This is a genomic window from Pseudofrancisella aestuarii (assembly GCF_003574475.2).
Taxonomy (GTDB): Bacteria; Pseudomonadota; Gammaproteobacteria; order Francisellales; family Francisellaceae; genus Francisella; species Francisella aestuarii.
Genome location: NZ_QLIS02000003.1, coordinates 264,531 through 286,042 on the forward strand (window position 1 = coordinate 264,531; position 21,512 = coordinate 286,042).

The following is a 21,512-nucleotide window of genomic DNA, read 5'->3' on the forward strand; positions in this document are numbered from 1 at the left end:
TATTTTTGACTTCTAAAGTCTTATATTACACTCTTTTTATAACAATTGAGAGCTTGATTTTTCTATTTTATTAAATAAATAAGTGTTTTTTGCTATAATCAAATTATATCTAAGCGACTTATCCTGAGCCTTTAAATAATGGAAAAAGAACAAAGAATAATCAAAGTAAAAAAAGGGGAGCGTGTCAGCTGTCCAACAAAACATCGTGAAGCGTGGAATCTTCATCCACGAGTCTATATTGATCTTAAAGATAAAGATATAAATACTTGCCCCTATTGCGGAACAGTTTTTAAGGTAGAGAAGTAGAAAATGTCAAAATATAAGAATTTTTTAGTCATAGCTCCAAATTGGATAGGAGATATGGTTGGGGCTCAGTCTCTACTTATATCACTCAAAAAAAATGATCCTGACTGCATTATAGATATAGCAGGTCCTAAGCCATGTTTAGAGCTAACAAAATTTATGCCTGAGGTTAATGACACCTTTGTACTAGACCTAAAGCATGGACAAGTTAGCTTTAAAACAAGACTAAAAGAAGCAAAAGAAATAAAGAAAAGGGGTTATGATCAATGCATCATCTTACCCAACTCTTTAAAATCGGCTCTAATTCCATTTCTTGCTAGAATAAAGAAAAGAACTGGCTGGCTTGGTGAACAAAGATATATACTTTTAAATGACCATAGAAAGCTAGATAAAAAAGCCTTCCCCTTGATGGTTGATAGATATAATGCTCTAGGATTTTCTAAGAAAGAAAAAAATCTTAAAGCTCCCCTCCCAAACTTACTAGTTCCTCAATCCGAAATAGACCAAGTAGAAGAAAAATTTAAAATTGACATATCCAGACCTATAATTTCTTTATGTCCTGGAGCAGCCTATGGCCCCTCTAAACAATGGCCAGCAAAATACTTTGCTGAAACTGCTAAAAACTTAATTGCAGAAGGGTATTTAGTATTTATCCTAGGTAGTCCTGGTGATATAGAAATATCTAAAGAAATCCAAAATCAAGTTAATGACAATAATTTATTAAATTTTACTGGAGATACCTCAATTTCTGAAGTTATTGCCTTACTTATGTTATCAAAACATGTTTTAAGTAATGATTCCGGTCTTTCTAATATTTCTTGCGCACTAAAACTTGAAACAACTATTCTATACGGATCATCAGCTGGTGCTATAGTTGCTCCACCTATTAGTGATAATGCTACTAGACTTTATATTCCAAACCTAGAATGCCATCCATGTAAAGATAGAGTTTGCCACTTAGGACATTTTAAATGTATGATGGATTTAACTCCAGATATGGTCTTAAAAACTATTTATCAGAAGATTCAGAACTAGCAGACCCATCTTTATTGGTTGCTTCCTTATCTTCAGTCCCTTCGATATGATAGGTATGCTCACCTTTATACTCCGTATCATAGATATTAACTCTTGTTCCTTCTGGGAAATTTTGACTAGGATACTCCTCAAAGGTTATAGGATCTGATTTTCCTTCTTGTAGCACCTCATATTGATACTTACCTATAAGATCATCTTTATTCGCAACATATACATAACCTCCACCAGCACCAACAAGGGCTCCTCCTGTAGCACCTACAACAGCTCCTCCAACTGCTCCAGTTCCAGCACCAATAGCTGCCCCTCCACCTATACCTGCTGCCATACAAGGCGCAAATCCTATACCTAATGTGGCAACTGTGCATATACCTCCAAAAAGAGCTCCGATTAAACCTCCAAATACTGCTCCTCCAGCAGCTCCCACTCCAGCGCCACCTACAGCTCCTACACCAGCTCCCACTCCAGCACCTTTAAGAGCATCTGATTTTTCTATATCTGACTTAGATTCCAATTGAACTTCTGACTGAACCGTTCCTTTACCAAGCAGCGTTGTTTCTGGCTTAGTAGTAGCACATGATGTTAATAAAATTGAAAGTAACAAAACTCTTTTTTTCATAAAAAATCTCCCGATCTAACTTTGGAGGCTAATTATGTTGCAAAAGAATATATAAGTAAAACAAGTAATTTTTATAAACTATATAAGTTGAATTGATAAAACTGCTATTGGTTTGGATTAGATTGGTTTAAAACATTAAGAATCATATTCTCTAATTGATGAATTTTTGGCATATCCATTTCAGCAGTAGCTGTATCATTACCTATTTTTATACCTAATAATGAGTTGCCATTTCCATGATCAAAAGCATAAAATTCAATCTGAACTTTTTTATTATTATCATCGTAAGTATATAGATAAACTACAGCTTTCTCTGGACTATAATCCTTTGCTATTAACTTAAATTTCTCCGGATTCTGTTCAATAACTTGTATAAATACATTATATAATTGCTTAACTGTCACACCTTGTTCTTCAACATTATACACTCCATCATTTGACTCAATAGCTCCATCATTAGCTGCTAAATCACCAACAGCCCAGATACAACCACTTAAATTAAGCATTAATAAGCTAACAAATAAAACCCTAATAACTCTCTTCATAAAACATCCTTTTTTATTTAAAACTCATTATATAGCTAATGGCGTAAAAACCACATATAACTGCAAATAAAGAAATAAATACGCTAGCTAAAATATATCCAAAAGCTAACCATACTTCTCCCCTTTGAAACAAGTTCAAAGTATCTAAGCTAAAACTAGAGAATGTTGTAAAGCCGCCTAAAAACCCTGTAACACATAAAGCTCTAACATTAGCAGACATTACTTCCGTAAAAATTTGGGTTTTTATCAAAAATGCTGCCACTATACCGATAATAAGAGAACCAACTATATTACAAATAAATATTCCCACAGGAATTTGATGAGAAATACTAGAGCTTAACTGTGTTACTAAGAACCTACAAATAGCCCCGATGCCTCCACCTATGCCAACTAATAAAACTAATAATCCCATTTATATTATCTCTCCAATATTTTATATGCCCCAAGACTAATCATCTCTAGAGCTAACTCTTTACCCAATCTCACAGGATCTGTACCTAAGGCACTTTTTCTTAATAAATCTTTACCTTCACTACTAGCTACAACAGCTTGTAAAAATATTTTCTCTTTCTCTATCGTTGCATGTGCAGCTATTGCCACATGGCATCCACCTTTCAACTCTTTATTAAACGCTCTTTCAGCAGCTATAGATTTGTATGTATTTTCACAAGTAAGTTTATTTAAAGCTGTCTTTAATGACTCATTCTTTTCCAATAATTCTATTGCCACCACTCCTTGCCCAACAGCAGGCAAACAGATCTCTTTTGAAATATACTGCGTTATCCTATCTTTTAAATTTAGACGAATCAAACCAGCACTTGCTAAAACTATAGCATCATACATCCCAGAATCGAGCTTCCCTAATCTTGTTTGTACATTTCCTCTTAGGTCTTTTATGACTAAGTCAGGTCTATAGTTAAGCAATTGAGACTTTCTTCTTAAACTCGAAGTCCCTATTACCGCACCCTCGGGAAGCTTGTCTATCGAACCATAAGTATTAGAAACAAAGGCATCTCTAGGATCTTCCCTTTTAAAGAAAGTAGCTAAGCAAAACCCCTCTGGTAGATCATAAGGAATGTCCTTCAAGGAGTGAACGGCTATATCTGCTTTTCCTTCTTTAATTGCTACCTCTAACTCCTTCATAAATAGTGCTTTACCACCAATTTTATTTAAAGGTTTATCAAGTATAATATCTCCCTGAGTCTTCATGGTTAAAATTTCACACTCAATACTTAAATGCTTTTCTATTTCAGCTTTTGCAAAATTAGTCTGCCAAAGAGCCAACAAACTTTCTCGACTGGCTAGAATTATTTTTTTCATTATCTTTTTAGTGCCTTATTCAAAAAAACCGATAAATCTTTTATTTCTTCAGGACAAATGCTGTGTTGCATAAACTGATATTCTTTATAGTCATTATCAAAACCATTTTCATCAAGTATATTCGAAAGATTTTTACCAAGCAATGAAGGTAAAACCTGATCATGCGTACCATGACAAACAATAACAGGCTCTCCTTTATTTTCTTTTGTTATTTTAGACTTAAAATCATCCCAAGCAGGTAGATAAGTAGATAAAGCCATAAGCCCTGCTAATTTCTTTTTACTAGTTATAAATGTATATGTTGCTATAACCCCACCTTGTGAAAATCCCGCTAGAATAATTTTTTCAGAAGCTATTCCGTCTTCTATCTGCTTATCAAGCAAGTTATTTAATCTTGCTATAGAGCTATTTATCCCTTCAACATCAACAATTCTATTTAAACTATTTGCATCCAAGCTTTTAATATCATACCAAGCTCTCATCTGCATTCCCATATTAATAGTCACAGGCATAACCTCTGCATGAGGGAAGATAAAACGAACATTTTCTTTTGGAATGTTTAAGTGAGGAACTATATCTACAAAGTCATTACCATCAGCACCTAAACCATGAAGCCATATTATACAAAATTCAGGTTTTTTAGTAGCTTCTATTAACTCATATTTCATAGGATAAAATTTTGAATATATTTCTACAAATGATACATTAATTTACCTAAAATTTAACCTCTTTGAATTAACAAGAGTGTTACGAAGTCCTTACACCATAATGTTATTAAATACCTTAAACAAAAGTAAATACCAATTTTTCACATCTGTGGATAACTATGTTTATATCTATGTAAATTTTTTGTTATAAATGCTAATTACTTATAATAATCAATAATTTATGAAACCTAGAAACCCCTTATAAACAAAGGACTTAAGATACCTTAAGAAAAAATGGAAATAAAAAATAATCAAAAATCAATAGTCTGTGGATAAAATTGTGTATTTTTTGTGAAAACTTAGTTAATTGTTTCTAAAACCTTAAAAAAAGCCTCTTGCACCACAAGGTTTACAGAGGTATTCTGTAGAAAAATTTTATCATCTTCTTTATAGCTATCTGAAACAACTAACTTCTTCATCATAGCTAATTTATTAATTGAGACAAACACTTTTCCTTTCTGAATTTTTTCTACCACAGTTGCCTCACCTGACCAATTCTCATTCTGCATTAAAAATACCAGCTTCCAATGTAAATTAGAGGCTCTTTCTGTTTGTCTATTAGCTTTAATAGGGATACCTACCTCTGCTATTAGCTGACTAACCTCTTCTGAAGAAATTAATTCCAAATGATTTAAATGTCTTCTTAATTGATAATGAACCAATAAATCTAAATATCTCCTAAGAGGGCTTGTCACTTGTACATAATTTTCTAAACCCATACCAGCATGTCTAGCTGCTAAGACAGAGTATTGTCCTCGCTGCAATTTTTTTCTTGTGGAAAACATATTAGATAAGGTATCTAAATTATTTATCTCTTCTTCTGTAAGACTATGTTCAGCCTGAGTTGAAAAAGGAACTGGAATGTTATGTTTAAGACAAAATTGCCCTACTGCAACACCTGCCATCAACATAGTATCTCGTACCAAAATTCTAGAGCCTAGCCTTGGAAGATCAGAAATTTTAACTATGTTTCCTTCCTCAAGCTTTATTTTCACTTCTGGAAAATCTAGCTCTACAGCACCATTACCTAATCTTTTCTTTGTAAACTTCTCAGCATATAAAAGTATTTCACCCAAATCCAAAGCATTTAAATTAGCTTCAGCATACTCATAACTAAGTCTAGATACTCTTATATTACTAAAACAAATTTCTATACTATTAATATCCCCATTTTCATCTACTTTAAAACCAATAGATAATGCGGGAGAAATTTCAGTTAGTCCTAAACCTAAGTTATCCGTTGCTCTTTTAGGTAACATAGAGACGATAGCTTCAGGAACATATAAATTTGAACCTCTTGCTCTTGCTTCTAAATCTGCTGAACTATTAAAATCTATTATGGATGTTGGGTCTGCTACATGGACCCACATTTTATTATTATGTCCATCCCAGCTAATGGCATCATCAGGATCATGACTATCCTCATCATCTATTGCATACGCTTGTAAATGAGTTAAATCAACTCTATCTATAGAGTCATTAAATTCAATTTCTGCTGGATTATCTTTTAATTCAGCACCATATCTTTGCAAATAAGGGTTATTATATTCATTCCAGTAGCCAATTTCTAAAAGTAGCTTATAAGCGTTACTCTCATTCTCTTCCATAGATATATTTTTAAAGAATCTGCAGGTTGTGCTTTTTAAAGTAGCTAGATTAACAATTTCTTTTATAAACTTCTCATCTTCTGGGAGATAAGTTTTATTATTAAGTCTTTCTAGGAAGCTATTTATTTCTTGCTCTTTTTTTTGTTTCTCAAGCTTCTCAGCTATTATTTTTTTCTTTTTCTCTTCTGAATGGATATTTATTGATAAATCTTCATTAAAACTAAAATACTCTCCTTCTGAAACTAGAAGCCAAACTGTATAAGCTTCATCAATACTAAGCTTATCAAATAATAATTCACCGAGCTCTTCTATAGAAGTATGCTCTTGCCCTTGTAAAAGCTCCCATGTTGTTTCTAATTCGGACACCTCAAGTTGTTTCAAATCCTGAAGACTAAAATCTTTTTCACTCTGTATTAATAAATCAACATTCTTAGGAGGAAGCTTTATATTTTTACCATCCAAGGTTTCTATTTCAACTTTTTTATCTAATGTCTTTAATACTTTTGCTGGTTTACTTTTAAAGATTACTAAGCTGTTTATTTGCATTTAAAGGATAAAAAAAACTAATAAATATGTGTTAAACTAGCATATACAAAAGCTCAAATCAAAATTTTAATGATACAAGTAGCAACTGTCATGTGGGGTACAAAGTATTCTACCAACTATATAAACGAGATGTATAAAGCTATTGTTGATAATGCTTCATGCGATATCCATTTTGTTTGCATTACCGACAGAGACCCTAAAGAATTTGATGAGAACATAATTATTAAAAAATTTCCTGAATTCAGACTACCTTTCGAAAAAATGAAAGAGGGTTGTAGATTAAAGCTATCAATATTTAAAGAAGGTATTCTTGACCCTGATCTTCCAACAGTATTTTTTGATATTGATAGCTTAATTTGTGGAGATGTCAAAATTTTTGCTGATATTTTAGCGAAAACTAGAGGTATATATATGTATCCCAACCATATGATTCCTTTATACCTTTATATTAATAGAGTTATTAATATAAATAAGTATTATTTTTGTAATGGTTCCTTTGTTTTGTTTTACCCCTGCGATTTTACAAACCTTATTCCAGAGTTTGAAAAGCAAATACACGAGTCATATAAAAATAATCCAGATATCGATCATTTTTCATTACCAAAACATATAAGAAGTGATGAAAGGTTTGTCAGCTGGTATGCTAAAGATAGGATACATATTATTAGTAAAAGATATGCTGGTAAATTTACACGCAAGTTTATGGAAAAATCTTTACTCCTTTTTATAATTAAAAATAAGCTCCTTAATTCTTATGCGAAAAAGCAAACTATTGCGATAACTTTTGACGGAGATGAATTAAAACCAGAAAATATTGTAGCATTTAAGAAAAATCAGGTAATTTTAGCAAATAAGAAATATAAATGTTTGTGGATATATGACTGGATTCAAAAATATTGGGTTAATTTTTTAAACAAATAAGTAATTAATAAAATGAAAAAAATAATATTCTATTTTAAAAATTTTAGTAAATTCTTAATCCCAAAAATTTTATATGAAGCTCGACTTAATTCAAAACTTGAGGATATAAAATTATATGATAGAGAATATATTATAAACAGAGTAAATTACTACAACAAACTATCTTCGCCTTTTATTTTATCAAGATTTGAAACATATAAAACATTTAAACTATCTACACCTATCGATTTAGGACACTATAAAAGAAAAAAACAAATATCTGCATACTTCTTTGATTTTAGAGAGCACATGATTTATTTTTCTAGGAAAGATAAGTTTAATACTATATTTTGTGATCTTAGAGATATACCCAATGAACCATCTTTTGTAAAAAGTAGAAATATCTCAAAAGATAACCAAAATGCCGTAATACTTAAACTAGATAAAACTAGGCATTTTACTTTTCTAAAAGATCCTAATGACTTTATAACTAAAAAAAATGTAGCTGTATTTAGAGGACCTTGCCACCAAGAACATAGACAAAAATTTATATCTACTTGTTACAACATTCCTAACACTAATTTTGGAGATACCAGAGAAAGTGAAAAGAGTAAGCCTTATTATAAGTCTTTCATGTCACCTTATGAACAAATGAAGTATAAATATATTATTAGTGTTGAAGGTAATGATGTTGCTACAAATCTAAAATGGATAATGAATTCTAACTCTTTATGTTTTATGACAAAGCCAAAGTGTGAAACATGGTTTATGGAAGGAATACTTACTCCAGGTTATCATTATGTAATGCTAAAAGATGATTATTCTGATTTAGAAGAAAAAATAGCATTTTATAATAAGAATCCAGATAGCGCTTTAGAAATAATAAAAAATGCTAATGAATATGTTAACCAATTTAAAGATAAAAAAAGAGAAGAGTTAATCTCTCTTTTAGTCATGAAAAAATATTTTGATTTACAAAAATAGCTGCTCTACTTCTCTTCTTTCTTAACCGCTATTCCCAACTCATTTAATTGCTCCAAAGAAACTGTAGATGGAGCTTCCGTCATCAAGCAGCTTGCTGTTTGTGTTTTAGGGAAAGCTATTACATCACGGATATTTGTAGTATTTGTAAGAAGCATAATTAATCTATCAACACCAAAAGCTATACCCCCATGAACTGGAGTACCATAAGATAAAGCATCTAACATAAAGCCAAACTTCTCACGAGCTTCTTCATCAGAAATTCCTAATAAATTAAACACTTTAGCTTGCATATCTTGCTTATGAATACGGATAGATCCTCCACCAACTTCATAACCATTAATAACCATATCATAGGCTCTAGAGATTAAAGCCTCAGGATTTTTCATTAACTCTTCTGTACTTTCTACTTTAGGTGCAGTAAATGGATGATGTACTGCATATAACCTATTATCATCCTTTTCAAACATTGGGAAATCAATTACCCATAATGGAGCCCACTCTTTAGTAAACAACTCTAGATCTTCACCAATTTTTGCTCTTAATGCTCCCATAGAGTCATTAACTACTTTAGTCTTACCAGCGCCAAAGAATAATAAATCACCTTCTTTAGCACCTGTTCTTTCTATTACTTTAAATAAAGTTTCTTCAGAAATATTTTTAACTATAGGAGATTGTAAACCTTCTTTACCTTGGGATAATGAATTAATCTTAATATATGCAAGACCTCTAGCACCATAAATGCCAACAAACTTAGTATAGTCTTCTATCGTTTTTCTAGTAAGTTTTTCATTACCTTCAGGTATTCTTAAAGCTATAACTCTTGCTTCTGGATCATTAGCAGGACCTGAGAATACTTTAAACTCCTCATTTTTCATATCTTCTTTAATATTTACAAACTCTAAAGGAATTCTTAGATCTGGCTTATCAATACCGTACTTATCTATAGCTTCTGCAAAAGTCATAACTTGGAAAGGAGTTTCAAACTTAACACCAATAGTTGACTCAAAAAGTCCTGCTATCATTTTTTCCATAGTAGACATAATGAAAGCTTCATCAATAAATGAAGCCTCGATATCTATCTGTGTAAATTCTGGCTGTCTATCTGCTCTTAGATCTTCATCACGAAAACATTTAACTATTTGATAATATCTGTCAAAACCTGAAACCATAAGAATCTGTTTGAAAAGCTGTGGTGACTGAGGAAGAGCATAGAACTTACCATTAAAATTACGGCTTGGTACCAAATAATCCCTTGCACCCTCTGGCGTTGCTTTTGTTAAAAATGGAGTCTCTATATCTAAGAATCCATTATCATCTAGGAAGCGTCTTACATATCTAACAGCCTTAGCTCTTGTAATAAGCTTATTCTGCATTTCAGGCCTTCTTAAGTCTATATAGCGATACTTAAGCTTTACATCTTCACCTGTAGTTTGAAAATCATCTAATTGGAAAGGTATAGTTTTTGATTTGTTTATTATCTCAAGATCTTCACCAATAATTTCTACTTTACCACTAGCTAGATTTTTATTTTCTTGACCTTCTGGTCTTAAATTAACAACTCCAGAGGCTTTTATTACAAACTCTCCTCTTAAGCTATCAGCTAATTTAAAGTCTTTATTATCTGGATTAAATACTAACTGTACTAAACCACTTCTATCTCTAATATCTAAGAATATAACTCCACCATGATCTCTACGGCGATGTACCCAACCACAAACAGTAACTTTCTGGTTTTCTAATTTTTCATTTATATCTGAACTATAATGTGTTCTCATATCAAAATAATTCCTTCAAAAGTTTTTATAAAAGTCATAGACAAAATTTAATCATTGTATTATAGCAAGAAATATTCAAGAAGACTAAGCTACATAAACAAAAATAAAATAATTGTAACGTGTGATTAGCATCCAGTTAAATATTTACAAAGTATTACCCATAATGTAATTTGTATTAATCAATATAATTATTTTAAAATTATGGCAAACATAGAAAATATAAAATTAGACTTTTTAAGTTTAGATGATTATCAAGAACTTAAAGAAGCAATGATTGAAGTTTACAACATTGAAGATCCTTACTGGAAAACTCACCAAATAAGCTCTCTAATTAAAAAATTCCCTGAAGGTCAAGTTGTCATCCGAGTAAATGATCAATTAGCTGGATGTGCACTATCTATTATTGTTGACTATAAAAAGTTTGGGCATAAGCACACTTATAAAAAAATAACAGGTAATGATACCTTTAACACTCACGATGATGAGGGTGATGTACTGTACGGTATTGACCTATTTGTTAAGCCAGAATTTAGAGGTATGCGCTTAGGTCGTAGATTATATGACTATAGAAAAGATCTTTGTGAAAGGCTTAACCTAAAGAGCATAATTTTTGGCGGAAGAATTCCAGGATATCATGAATATGCTGATAAAATGACTCCTCAGCAATATATCGCTAAATTAAAAAGACAAGAGCTACACGATCCTGTTTTACATTTTCAACTAAGTAATGATTTTCAGCCTGTCAAAATAATTAAATCATACTTAGATGATGCTGAATCTAATGATTATGCCGTTCTATTAGAATGGACAAACATTTACTATGAGGAAGAGCAAAAAGATGCTGCCCCAATCAAGAAAGATGTTCGTTTAGGATTAATCCAATGGCAAATGCGTCCTTATAGAGGATTAGATGAATTGATGCAACATGCTGAGTACTTTGTGAATGCAGTCTCTAATTACCGATCAGATTTTGCTTTATTCCCTGAATTTTTTAACGCTCCGTTAATGGCAGAGAATAACCATCTATCAGAGCCGGAAGCAATTAGGGAACTTGCTAAACATACCAAACTAATTACAGATAAATTCTCTGAATTTGCAATTTCTTACAATATAAACATCATAACTGGAAGCATGCCAGAAATGAAAAATGGTCGTTTATACAACGTAGGATACTTGTGTCGTAGAGATGGTACTGTAGAAAGATATGAAAAACTCCATGTAACTCCAGATGAAGCTAAAGTATGGGGTCTACAAGGAGGTAGTAAACTTGAAGTCTTTGATACTGATTGCGGTAAAATCGGGATTTTAATTTGTTATGATTCTGAATTCCCAGAACTAAGTAGAATACTTGCTGAAGATGGAATGGATATTCTTTTTGTTCCATATCTGACAGATACTCAAAATGGTTTTTCTAGAGTAAGAAACTGTGCCCAAGCAAGAGCTATTGAGAATGAGTGCTATGTTGCTATTGCAGGTAGTGTTGGTAACTTACCGAATGTGCATAACATGGATATTCAATATGCTCAATCTATGGTATTCACTCCATGTGACTTTGCCTTCCCCCCTACAGGAATAAAGGCCGAGACAACTCCAAATACTGAAATGATTCTAATCGTTGATGTTGATATTAATTTATTACGTGAACTTAACAAGTTCGGAAGCGTTAGAAACTTAAGAGATAGACGTAAAGATCTATATGATCTAAAACGTAAAGGCTAAGTATTTTTTCTATATTCTTATATCGTTATAGCTCTAAGTTTTTTATTTAGATATGGTGATAAAGCAAATAATACTAAAGCAGCTACTAAACCTAATAAGGTAAAATAAATAAAAGCTTGGAAATAAGTGTCTATAGTTTCTGTTGGTGCTATTGAGCCAGCCTTTTGACTACCACTAATTAAAGCTCCAAAACTAGCTGCTAAGAAATTTGCAAAAGCAGAGCTTAAAACCCAGACTCCCATAAAAAATCCTACCATTTTCTTAGGAGCTACTGCACTAACCATAGCTAAACCTATCGGACCAATAAATAATTCTCCTGCCGCTTGTAACATATAACTTAAATTTATCCACCAAGATGAGATAAATCCCTCTTTAGCTGTTAATGAAATTGCTAAGACCAATACCAAAAATGAAGTACTCATAACTAACAAGCCTGTAGCGAACTTAGCAGGATATGCATTAGTATTATTTTTAAATCGTCTACCTAGCAAAGCATATATTGGACCAAAAAATATTATAAAAAATGGCTCCACTGACTGATACGCACTTGTAGGAATAACAAATCCAAGTATTTCTCTATTTACATTTCTCTCTGTAAAAACATTTAGCATCCCACCACTTTGTTGTAGCAGGATCATAAAAATCATATAAAAAAAGGTTAGAGTAACTGTAATATATATTCTGCTTCTATCATATTTTTCAGATTTAAAAACAAAATAAGAAATTAGAAATAATGTAGATAAACCTATCAAATATAAAATTCTACTAGCCCATACTGGATAAACTAATAAAACAAAAACAAACAAAATTAGACCACAAATAAATGTGCTTAAAATTACCCAAAAAGGATAATTATAGGCCGTTTTCTTTATATTGCTGGTTTTTATATCTTTATAGTGTTTGCCTCCTTTTATAAAAATTACTAGTCCCACTAACATCCCAACACCCGCTACTCCAAATGCCAGATTCCAGCTGATTGCTATTGCAATATATGAGCACACTATTGGTGCAATTATGGTTCCTAAATTCATCCCTATATATAGTAGAGTAAAACCTTCATTTCTTTTATACTCACTATTTACAAATAAGCTTCCAGTAATAGCCCCTATGCTTGGCTTGAATAACCCAGTTCCAACAATAACAAAGCTCAAACCAGAAAAAAAATAGTAGTTATGGCTATCTGGAACAATCATCACAAAATGGCCTAAAGCGATAAGAGAAGCACCTATTATTATTGATCTATATTGCCCGATGTATTTATCAGCAATTAACCCACCAATTATAGGAGTTCCATAAACCATGGAAGCATAAGCCCCATAGATAAGGTATGCTTTAGCATCAGACATCCCAAAAAATTTAAATAAATATAGAATCAATAAAGCCGTAATACCATAGTAGCTAAATCTTTCCCACAACCCTGTTAAGAATAGATAAACCATTCCTTTGGGAAATTTGGTTTGTGTCGGAGCTACCAATTCCATGCTAGCTCTCCTCTAGCCTTTTCTAGCGCTTGATCTAAATCATTTATTAAATCTTCTGGGCTCTCAATACCAATAGAAAGTCTAACTAAAGTATCTGTAATTCCATATTTTAAACGGGCTTCTCTTGGCATAGATGAATGAGACATAAGAGCGGGGATTGAAGATAAACTCTCAACCCCTCCTACACTCACTGTAATAAAAAACAGCTTTAATGATTCTAAAAATCTCTTTGCGGTATTAATATCTCCATTTAATTCTAAGCTTATAATACCTCCAAAGCCTTTCATCTGCTTTTTAGCAATTTCATGTGTTGGAGAACTCTCTAAACCAGGATAATTAACTTCTTTAACTAAATCATGCTTATTTAACCATTTAGCTAAACGTAAAGCATTCTCATTATGCTGCTTCATTCTTAAAGCTAAAGTTTTTAAACCCCTTGCAGCAAGAAAACTATCGAAAGGACCTGCCACAGCTCCTCCAGATATTTGAATGAATTTTATTTTCTCAATAAGTTCTGGATCATCTTTTACTACAACTATCCCACCTATAACATCTGAATGCCCATTTATATATTTAGATGCTGAATGGACTACTATATCAGCCCCTAGAGAAATTGGTGTTTGGTTATATGGAGAAGCAAAAGTATTATCCACTGCTAATAATAAATTATGCTTTTTACAAAACTTACTAATTTCTCCAATATCGAGAACTTTAAGCAAAGGATTTGATGGGCTTTCTATCCACACAATACGAGTATTTTCTTGGACACTATTTTCTAACTGATCTAAATCATTAAAATCTAGATAAGTTACACTTAAACCACTAGTTTTCTTTTTAACTTCTTCAAACAAACGATATGTGCCTCCATAAATAGCATCAAAAGCTATGATGTGACTATTCACATCTAATATGTCAGCTACAGAATTTATCGCGGCCATGCCTGAAGCAAAAGCAAAAGCGGCTTTTCCATTCTCAAGCTCTGCAACAGCATTTTCATATTTAAGGCGACTTGGGTTGCCACATCTACTATATTCAAAAGCCTTATACTCTCCCGGAGTTTCTTGACGATATATAGAAGTGGTATAAATTGGAGTCATGATAGCCCCAGTTGAATCTTCACCAGGATTACCAGCATGAACAGATAGTGTTTCAAAATGAGCTTTTTGTATAGTCATATTATATTCCTCAAAGTTTTAGTTAAACAAAAAGCCTGCTAAAACGTAAAAGAAAAATATAATACGAATCGCTTTAGCAGAATTTATAAAGCGCTCGCAAGTTGAATTAAATCAGCGCTATGTTAAGACATCTTAAATGACTAAAAATTATGATCAATACTTTTATAGCAATTTATTATGAAAAAATATTCTTTGAAATACTCTTAACTAATTTTGTTCCTTTAAAAGGATTAAAGAAAATCGAACTCATTGATAAATGATCAGCTCCTGCTTCAATATATTTCTGAGCATCTTCTAAAGTATAAATACCACCACCGCCTATGATAGTTATACTATTACCAAACTCTTTTCTAGCTTCCCTTACAGCTTTTAAAGAATACTCTTGTAATGGATAACCAGATATACCACCCTTATCAGTAGGGATTGTATTACAAAGATGAAAGGTTTTAATTCCAACAGCTAGATATTCTTTTATTTTTTCATTTGCATCTATAGTTGGAGGAAATTTAACAATTAGATTTTTATCTTTTTTGAAAAGTTTTACATTCTCACTTGGAAAGTCACATATCTGAGCATTTGGACAGCCAATATTTATTTCTATATTTTTATTATTATTAAATCTTTCGGAGTTTAAAATATCTGCGAATTTCTGCCAATCTCCCATCTCTAGAGCTGCTAGAGATATTATATCTTGAGCTCTCCTAGGAGGATTAATATTAGCTAAACCAGGATTTCTAAGTCCGATTTTATTTCTCCAAGCATTTTTATCTATTTTACGAATAGTCTTAATAGCCTGCTTGATAAGTCCTTTTCTTTGAGGAATTGTGAAGGAGCCATAAACGTTAGATGTACTTCTAAATTTTAAGTATTTTCCGAAGGGAGGAGAAACAATAATATTTTTTAGATTCTTATTTTGCATCTTAGCCTTGCTTATAAGCTGATATCATATGAGCTTAGAAAAGCATTTTAACATAAAAGTAAGATAACAACACACTCTTAATAACCTAAAGGTTGAAAACCCCCAATTTATAAAATAGACTCTACAAGCATTAAAAAAATATATTAGCTATTAAGGGGACTATTACTTATGCATAAACTAACACAACAAGGTCAAGAGGCTATTGTAGAAATAGCAAGTCGCTATGGCCTAAGTCAAGAAACCGTATTACATATGCTAGACAGTGTAATAACTGGTGGTGGAGTAATGGCTCAATTCAACTGTCCTGAATTAGGTGGTAATGGACAATGGATGCAAGGTGGCATGACTATGGTTGGTGATATGTTCAACTATGGGCTAAAAGCAACTGTTGATAGTCTATGTACTGAACTTTCCAATTTAGCTGCTAACCACCAAGTTTATGAAAAAGCTGTAAGTAAATCCTCTCATAATAGCAACAACTGGTGGCCCGCAGAACTAGGTTTTCCAAACTCTACTGGTGCACAAAATAATATCCGTTATGCATACTTTGCTAATGCTAATAGACTAGTCATTGATATTAATAATGAAATAAAAATTTATAATACCCTAGACCACCAAATTAATGGTGTATCACAACAACAAGGCTCTCCAGCAACTTTTACTAGCCAATATGGTACTGTTAATATTTCATCTCTACCTATAGTTAGTATAAATGGTCAGAAAACAAGCTTAGAGAAAAGTAACCCTTCTGAAAATATATCAAAGCCTATAGAAGAAATAATAAATAACAATAAAATAAAAAATCACCATTCTTTAGTCGAAGATATAAAAACACCTAACTCAACTATTGAAGAAAAATCTTCACAAAATAGTCTTCTTACTAGTAACGAGATAATCTCTCTGATAGAACAGTTAGGAAAACTTAAGGACGCTGGTATCTTGACTGAGGAAGAGTTTAATAATAAAAAAACTGAACTTCTGAGTAGAATTTAAATACTCTAAATCTAAAATAATAAAGCTATATTTTAAAAATCATATTTTGATAGCTTTTCTAAAATATTATCTGCTTTAAGAAGAGGTCTACCTACTATAATATAATCAACTTCCAACTCTTTTGCTTTTTGTGGAGTCAATGCATTAAAATGATCGTCTGAGGAATCTTCTTCAAGCCTTACACCTGGAACATATAGCTTAACCTCTTTACCAAACTTTTTACGCACATCTGCTACTAGAAATGGATGACAAATAAAATTACGAACACCTAGATTAAAACATCTTTCAAACTTTTCTAAAGAATCCTCTTTATCAAAATCAGCATCACTACTAAGTGTGATAACTGCTAAGGCAATAGCATTAGTTTTAGCAGTAATCGCTGCCTTAATCATCTTGTCACTAGCTGTGCCATGAAAGGTAAAATATTTAAGATTTTTAATTGAGTTTGAATAATTCTCAATAGCTGTAGCAACAGTATTTGGAATGTCATGAAATTTAAAGTCTAAGAATATGTCTTTATCTCCAACAAGCTTATTTATCTCATCAAATGATAAGGTAGAGCATAAAATATGCCCTATTTTCACACAATCAACATGCTTAGCAATAGTTGATGTTTTTTCTAATTCTGACTCAGATATACCATCAGCAGAGAACATAATTTTCATAATAAAAACTCTTAGTTTTTGAGGTTTAAATTAAATTTACTAAATATAGTAAACCACATTTTGTTACATCCTGATAGGATCAGTATACAAACGGCTCAAATAATAAAAAATATAAAGAGTTAAGTCAACCTTAATATTTAAGAGAACCATCTTCTGATACCTTCCATAGCAGCAGGAGCCATAAATTCAGTATCATTAAAATCAAACCATTTAATTTCAGAAATTTCTGCACATGGTTTTATTTCTTGATCTATATTGCCTGTAAAGCACTCTAATATAACCGTATCTGTCCTATCATGATTATCTGTAATAGTTTTACCTAAATACGTTAAACTTTCTGGAGGCATATTTAAATTAAGCTCTTCTTTTAACTCTCTTATAAGAGTCTCTTTTGGTTCTTCACCTTGTTCAATTTTACCACCAGGGCAATACCAGATTGTGTTATCTCTAACTCGTACAAGCAGAATCTTATTATCTTCAACAGCTAGAAGAGCAGAACAATAGATCATATAAAATCTTAATATGCTTTTTAATAAAAGATATGATTACAAAAAAATAAAAATATCTCTACCCAAAAACATTGTCCAATATTTCTTAATCAAATATACTGACTAAAACTTTTCCATAGATTTTATAATATGAATATTGTCGAATATGCTAAAACTCGTTATACAACAAAAGCTTATGACCCTTCAAGAAAACTTACTAATGAACAAATCCAGCAAATAAAAGATATTCTTAGATTTACTCCATCTAGTGTAAACTCTCAACCTTGGCATTTTATATTAGCTACTTCAGATGAAGCAAAAGCTAAAATTGCTAAATCTGCTGAGAATATCCACCCTAAAAATGTAGTTAATATTAAAGATGCTGCTTTAGTTATTGTTCTTTGCCTAAGAACTGATATTAGTGATGGCTATTTAGAAGAACTATTAGCTCAAGAAAGAAAAGATGGTAGATTCCCTTCTGCTGAGTTTGAAAAACTACAAGAAGCTGCTCGTAGAAAGTTTACCTCTCTACATAAATATAATCCCAAAGACCTTAAACACTGGGCTGAAAAACAAGTCTACATAAGTTTAGGTGCTATTTTACTTGGTCTAGCTGCTTTAGAAATAAATGCTACTCCAATGGAAGGTATTGAACCTCATATCATAGATGAAGAATTTAATTTAAAAGAAAAAGGTTTCTCAGCTTCTGTGGTTGTAACTGCTGGCTACAGTTCAGAAGATGATTTTAATGCCAAATTGCCTAAATCTAGACTTCCTGAAGAAAAGATTTTTACGGAAATTTAACCCGATACTTAATACCCTTAAATCACATTGGAGATGATTCGATGAGTAGTAATTTAGAGAAAATTACATCAATAGCAGATATGCGTAAAATATATCACCGTAGAGTTCCTAAAATGTTTGTTGACTATTGTGAGTCAGGCTCATGGAAAGAACAAACTTTAGAGAGTAATCAAAAAGATTTTGGCAAATATCTATTTAAACAAAAAGTACTTACAGATATACAAGAACGTTCTCTAAAAACAAAAATACTAGGTCAAGAATTCAATATGCCACTAATGTTCGCTCCAACTGGTTTACTTGGAATGCAACATGCTGATGGCGAAATTCATGCTGCTCGAGCTGCTGAAAAGTTTGGTATTCCTTATATTATGTCAACCATGTCTATCTGCTCTATAGAAGAGGTTGCTAAACATACTACTAAGCCTTTTTGGTTCCAGCTATACATGATGAAAGACAGAAAATTTATGGCTAATCTAATAGCTAGAGCAAAAGATGCTGGCTGTAGCACACTAGTTTTAACAGCCGATTTACAAATGATTGGCGAGCGCCACGTTGATGTGAAAAATGGTATGACCGTGCCACCGAAACCAACTATTAAAAACCTAATTAACATAAGCACGAAAACCCGCTGGTGTTTAGGTATGTTAAAAACAAAAAACAGAACCTTTGGAAATATAGCAAATCATATTGAAAATGCTAATAATCTAGCATCCTTAGGTAAGTGGACAAGTGAGCAGTTTGATTTAAGCTTAAATTGGCGTGATGTTGAATGGGTCAAAAATCAATGGGATGGTCCTATGATTATTAAAGGAATTATGGATATTGAAGATGCAATCCTCGCTCAAAATACTGGAGCAGAAGGGATTGTTGTATCAAACCATGGAGGTCGCCAATTAGATGGAGCTCCTTCAAGCATCTCTGTATTAGAAGAAATCGTTGATGCTGTTGATAGCAAACTTGAGGTTATTATAGATAGTGGAATTCGCTCAGGACAAGATTTGCTTAAGGCAAAAGCTCTAGGTGCAAAAGCTGGAATGATAGGTAAAGCACTAAATTATGGTATCGGAGCTTATGGAGAAAAAGGAGCCCAAAGAGTATTAGAAATTTTCTATCAAGAAATGGATAAAACTATGGCATTTTGTGGCCATACTGATATTAATCAAGTAAATAAATCTATATTAATAAAACCTCATTAGTAAACTTTATTTACTTAACCATTTAAATGATTTTTTAAGAAAATTTACTGCATTATTTTCAACATTTTTTCCATGAGCTATAACAATTCTTTCTGGATTCCAACTCAATATTCTATCGAAACATTTACGAGCCTTTCTTTTACCAAAGAAAAATGATAGTCTCCAATCTATTGGAGTTTTGCCATTAGGTGCTACAATACCTGAAAACTTAGCTATTATTTTTTTAATTCCAGAAAAATAATTCTCATCAAAGTTCTCAATTAAGTCTGTAAGTATAAGCGTTTTAGATGCTTTATGAAAAAATACAACTTCTTCCATAATACTGCTACCTTTAAAAATTAATTGACCAATCTCATCCTCCCAATCAACTTCAGGAAAGTCTTTTAGATCTGCAGTAAATTTTATATCTTTTCTTTTTTTTCTAAGTCCTGGAGAAGCATATACTTTTGCATCAGGAAAAAGTTTTATCCAATCTTGTAAAAAAAGGTGATGTATTTTGTTTGGAGATATTAAATATTTTACATTTCCAAGTTTAGAAACTTCTTGTAATAATTCAGACTTTGGCTTAATTGGTGAATGGATAAACAGGTCACCATTTTTAAGTCTCATAACAGTCATTCTTGTAGTATATGGAATTGTAAAAAAAGGGACTGCATCTCCATCTGAGATCCATATATTTTCTGATAACTCTCTTAACATGATTATCTAGTCAAATAATCTAATATCCCTGCACAGATAACATATTGAATTAGGTGTAAAAGTATAAGGACAACAACCATTGGTATAACTAATAGCTTCTTATTTTTGCCAAATGCTACAAATATTATCGCAAAAAGCATTGGAACATAACAAGCAAGCTCAGTTGCACCATATACGGTTGTCCATACAAATCCATTTGCGTGTAAAAGGTTGTAAACACTATCAGATGATGTCAAAAATACTGTTGCATAGCCTAGGAAAATACCTGCAACAAACCAAAATATTACTAAAAATAAAATCTTTAGAAAGTAATCAAGTAATACATATGCTTTTTTCATATTTTAAATCCCATATTTCTTCTAAAATCTAAATAACTTAGAAAATAAAACTGTTTAAAGATTAAACTAGAAGGTTAATTGTTTCAATATAAAGTATCTCTTTAAGAGATAATATCTAAGAGCAGAATACTAAACTTTAAAATAATTAATTATTATCAAATATCTTAAACTCTCATCAGATCTCTTTTTATTAGAAGAATTTATAAACAAAAATTTTATATTGACAACTTAGGATAGTTATATATAATCGTCTACCGAGGTTTAATGCGATTCTCGTGTAAATTTATGAAGCTCCTGCTTCATGAGGGCCTGGTTAACAAGCCTAACTCGAATCCCTAAGCAATTTGTATAATTTTGTTTTACTTAATATACATTGCTAGAGATTTTGGAGTGATGCGAGAGCTATCACTCCATTTATGATGAGATTAATCGATGATATTTCCGCATCCTTAGTTTTGCGAGAGAAAGAGAGACCATTTTGTGTTCGTCTCTCTTTTTAACTAGGGAGAAACCTCTATGAATAAAAAAACAAAAAATATCATCGAATGTTTGATTATCATAGCTCTATGCTTATGCTTGAGCTCGGATAGTATCAATATTGATGCTGACATAAATGTTCATGCAATTTATATTGCTTAGTACATTTAAAATCCAGTTTAAATACTGGTTTTAAAAGTGTGATAGAATGTTTAATGCC

23 protein-coding genes are annotated in these 21,512 nt (G+C 31.8%); 9 read left to right on the forward strand and 14 right to left on the reverse strand.

Annotated elements, in window-relative coordinates; all coding sequences use genetic code 11:
- The first annotated feature begins 138 nt into the window (after window positions 1–138).
- Entirely contained in the window at window positions 139–306 is a 168-nt protein-coding gene (locus DNK87_RS08135; RefSeq protein WP_071663515.1) for a zinc-finger domain-containing protein, read from the forward strand.
- Between the two features lie 3 nt (window positions 307–309).
- The gene (gene waaF, locus DNK87_RS08140; protein WP_119331068.1) at window positions 310–1,338 is read left to right on the forward strand and encodes a lipopolysaccharide heptosyltransferase II; all 1,029 of its coding nucleotides are present in this window, start codon (window positions 310–312) and stop codon (window positions 1,336–1,338) included.
- Here the strand turns inward: waaF and DNK87_RS08145 are convergent.
- The 6 genes from DNK87_RS08145 to DNK87_RS08170 all read right to left on the reverse strand — a co-directional run bounded on the left by DNK87_RS08145 (window position 1,313) and on the right by DNK87_RS08170 (window position 6,679).
- Window positions 1,313–1,954 (reverse strand): hypothetical protein, encoded by a 642-nt coding sequence (locus tag DNK87_RS08145; RefSeq protein WP_119331069.1) that lies wholly within the window; start codon window positions 1,952–1,954, stop codon window positions 1,313–1,315. The genes waaF and DNK87_RS08145 overlap by 26 nt on opposite strands.
- 104 nt (window positions 1,955–2,058) lie before the next feature.
- A complete protein-coding gene (locus tag DNK87_RS08150; RefSeq protein WP_119331070.1) occupies window positions 2,059–2,499 on the reverse strand; it encodes a DUF3568 family protein in 441 nt (146 codons plus the stop codon).
- 13 nt (window positions 2,500–2,512) lie between these two features.
- Entirely contained in the window at window positions 2,513–2,911 is a 399-nt protein-coding gene (gene crcB, locus DNK87_RS08155; protein WP_119331071.1) for a fluoride efflux transporter CrcB, read from the reverse strand.
- Between the two features lie 5 nt (window positions 2,912–2,916).
- Window positions 2,917–3,819, reverse strand: a complete 903-nt coding sequence (hemC, locus tag DNK87_RS08160) for a hydroxymethylbilane synthase (RefSeq protein ID WP_119331072.1) — start codon at window positions 3,817–3,819, stop codon at window positions 2,917–2,919.
- Window positions 3,819–4,487 (reverse strand): alpha/beta hydrolase, encoded by a 669-nt coding sequence (locus DNK87_RS08165; protein WP_119331073.1) that lies wholly within the window; start codon window positions 4,485–4,487, stop codon window positions 3,819–3,821. Before DNK87_RS08165 ends, hemC begins: the two co-directional genes overlap by 1 nt.
- 338 nt (window positions 4,488–4,825) lie before the next feature.
- Entirely contained in the window at window positions 4,826–6,679 is a 1,854-nt protein-coding gene (locus DNK87_RS08170) for a ribonuclease catalytic domain-containing protein (RefSeq protein ID WP_119331074.1), read from the reverse strand.
- Window positions 6,680–6,748: 69 nt separating this feature from the next.
- Here DNK87_RS08170 and DNK87_RS08175 point away from each other — a divergent pair, with 69 nt between their 5' ends.
- Both DNK87_RS08175 and DNK87_RS08180 read left to right on the forward strand, forming a co-directional pair.
- Window positions 6,749–7,600: a hypothetical protein gene (locus DNK87_RS08175; protein WP_119331075.1), complete on the forward strand. Its 852-nt coding sequence runs from the start codon at window positions 6,749–6,751 to the stop codon at window positions 7,598–7,600.
- Between the two features lie 12 nt (window positions 7,601–7,612).
- The gene (locus tag DNK87_RS08180; protein WP_119331076.1) at window positions 7,613–8,563 is read left to right on the forward strand and encodes a glycosyl transferase family 90; all 951 of its coding nucleotides are present in this window, start codon (window positions 7,613–7,615) and stop codon (window positions 8,561–8,563) included.
- Window positions 8,564–8,568: 5 nt separating this feature from the next.
- Here the strand turns inward: DNK87_RS08180 and aspS are convergent, their stop codons facing one another.
- Window positions 8,569–10,338 (reverse strand): aspartate--tRNA ligase, encoded by a 1,770-nt coding sequence (aspS, locus tag DNK87_RS08185; protein ID WP_119331077.1) that lies wholly within the window; start codon window positions 10,336–10,338, stop codon window positions 8,569–8,571.
- A gap of 201 nt (window positions 10,339–10,539) precedes the next feature.
- Here aspS and DNK87_RS08190 point away from each other — a divergent pair, with 201 nt between their 5' ends.
- A complete protein-coding gene (locus tag DNK87_RS08190) occupies window positions 10,540–12,057 on the forward strand; it encodes a bifunctional GNAT family N-acetyltransferase/carbon-nitrogen hydrolase family protein (protein WP_119331078.1) in 1,518 nt (505 codons plus the stop codon).
- Between the two features lie 17 nt (window positions 12,058–12,074).
- On the opposite strand, the gene DNK87_RS08195 is transcribed toward DNK87_RS08190, so the two are convergent.
- The 3 genes from DNK87_RS08195 to DNK87_RS08205 form a co-directional block, all read right to left on the reverse strand.
- Complete coding sequence (locus DNK87_RS08195; protein WP_119331079.1) at window positions 12,075–13,538, reverse strand: peptide MFS transporter; 1,464 nt, start codon at window positions 13,536–13,538, stop codon at window positions 12,075–12,077.
- Complete coding sequence (locus DNK87_RS08200; protein ID WP_119331080.1) at window positions 13,526–14,713, reverse strand: trans-sulfuration enzyme family protein; 1,188 nt, start codon at window positions 14,711–14,713, stop codon at window positions 13,526–13,528. The genes DNK87_RS08195 and DNK87_RS08200 overlap by 13 nt, the downstream gene beginning before the upstream one ends.
- Window positions 14,714–14,888: 175 nt before the next feature.
- The gene (locus DNK87_RS08205) at window positions 14,889–15,632 is read right to left on the reverse strand and encodes a diguanylate cyclase (RefSeq protein WP_119331081.1); all 744 of its coding nucleotides are present in this window, start codon (window positions 15,630–15,632) and stop codon (window positions 14,889–14,891) included.
- Window positions 15,633–15,800: 168 nt separating this feature from the next.
- Here DNK87_RS08205 and DNK87_RS08210 point away from each other — a divergent pair, with 168 nt between their 5' ends.
- Window positions 15,801–16,625, forward strand: a complete 825-nt coding sequence (locus DNK87_RS08210) for an SHOCT domain-containing protein (RefSeq protein ID WP_119331082.1) — start codon at window positions 15,801–15,803, stop codon at window positions 16,623–16,625.
- Window positions 16,626–16,657: 32 nt separating this feature from the next.
- On the opposite strand, the gene pyrF is transcribed toward DNK87_RS08210, so the two are convergent.
- Window positions 16,658–17,290 carry an orotidine-5'-phosphate decarboxylase gene (gene pyrF / locus DNK87_RS08215; protein ID WP_211360961.1) on the reverse strand — a complete coding sequence of 211 codons (633 nt, stop codon included), beginning with the start codon at window positions 17,288–17,290 and terminating at the stop codon, window positions 16,658–16,660.
- Window positions 17,291–17,427: 137 nt separating this feature from the next.
- A complete protein-coding gene (locus DNK87_RS08220; protein ID WP_119331083.1) occupies window positions 17,428–17,799 on the reverse strand; it encodes an NUDIX hydrolase in 372 nt (123 codons plus the stop codon).
- Between the two features lie 129 nt (window positions 17,800–17,928).
- Between DNK87_RS08220 and nfsB the strand changes: the two genes are divergently transcribed.
- Window positions 17,929–18,582, forward strand: a complete 654-nt coding sequence (gene nfsB / locus DNK87_RS08225) for an oxygen-insensitive NAD(P)H nitroreductase (protein WP_119331084.1) — start codon at window positions 17,929–17,931, stop codon at window positions 18,580–18,582.
- 41 nt (window positions 18,583–18,623) lie between these two features.
- The gene (locus DNK87_RS08230; protein ID WP_119331085.1) at window positions 18,624–19,778 is read left to right on the forward strand and encodes an alpha-hydroxy acid oxidase; all 1,155 of its coding nucleotides are present in this window, start codon (window positions 18,624–18,626) and stop codon (window positions 19,776–19,778) included.
- Window positions 19,779–19,784: 6 nt separating this feature from the next.
- Here the strand turns inward: DNK87_RS08230 and DNK87_RS08235 are convergent, their stop codons facing one another.
- Together DNK87_RS08235 and DNK87_RS08240 are read right to left on the reverse strand one after the other, a co-directional pair.
- Window positions 19,785–20,477, reverse strand: a complete 693-nt coding sequence (locus tag DNK87_RS08235) for a DUF4336 domain-containing protein (protein ID WP_119331086.1) — start codon at window positions 20,475–20,477, stop codon at window positions 19,785–19,787.
- 2 nt (window positions 20,478–20,479) lie between these two features.
- Window positions 20,480–20,815, reverse strand: coding sequence for a hypothetical protein (locus DNK87_RS08240; RefSeq protein ID WP_119331087.1), 336 nt, complete (start codon window positions 20,813–20,815; stop codon window positions 20,480–20,482).
- 516 nt (window positions 20,816–21,331) lie between these two features.
- Between DNK87_RS08240 and DNK87_RS09040 the strand changes: the two genes are divergently transcribed.
- Window positions 21,332–21,454, forward strand: coding sequence for a hypothetical protein (locus tag DNK87_RS09040; protein WP_280177133.1), 123 nt, complete (start codon window positions 21,332–21,334; stop codon window positions 21,452–21,454).
- Window positions 21,455–21,512 lie beyond the last annotated feature (58 nt).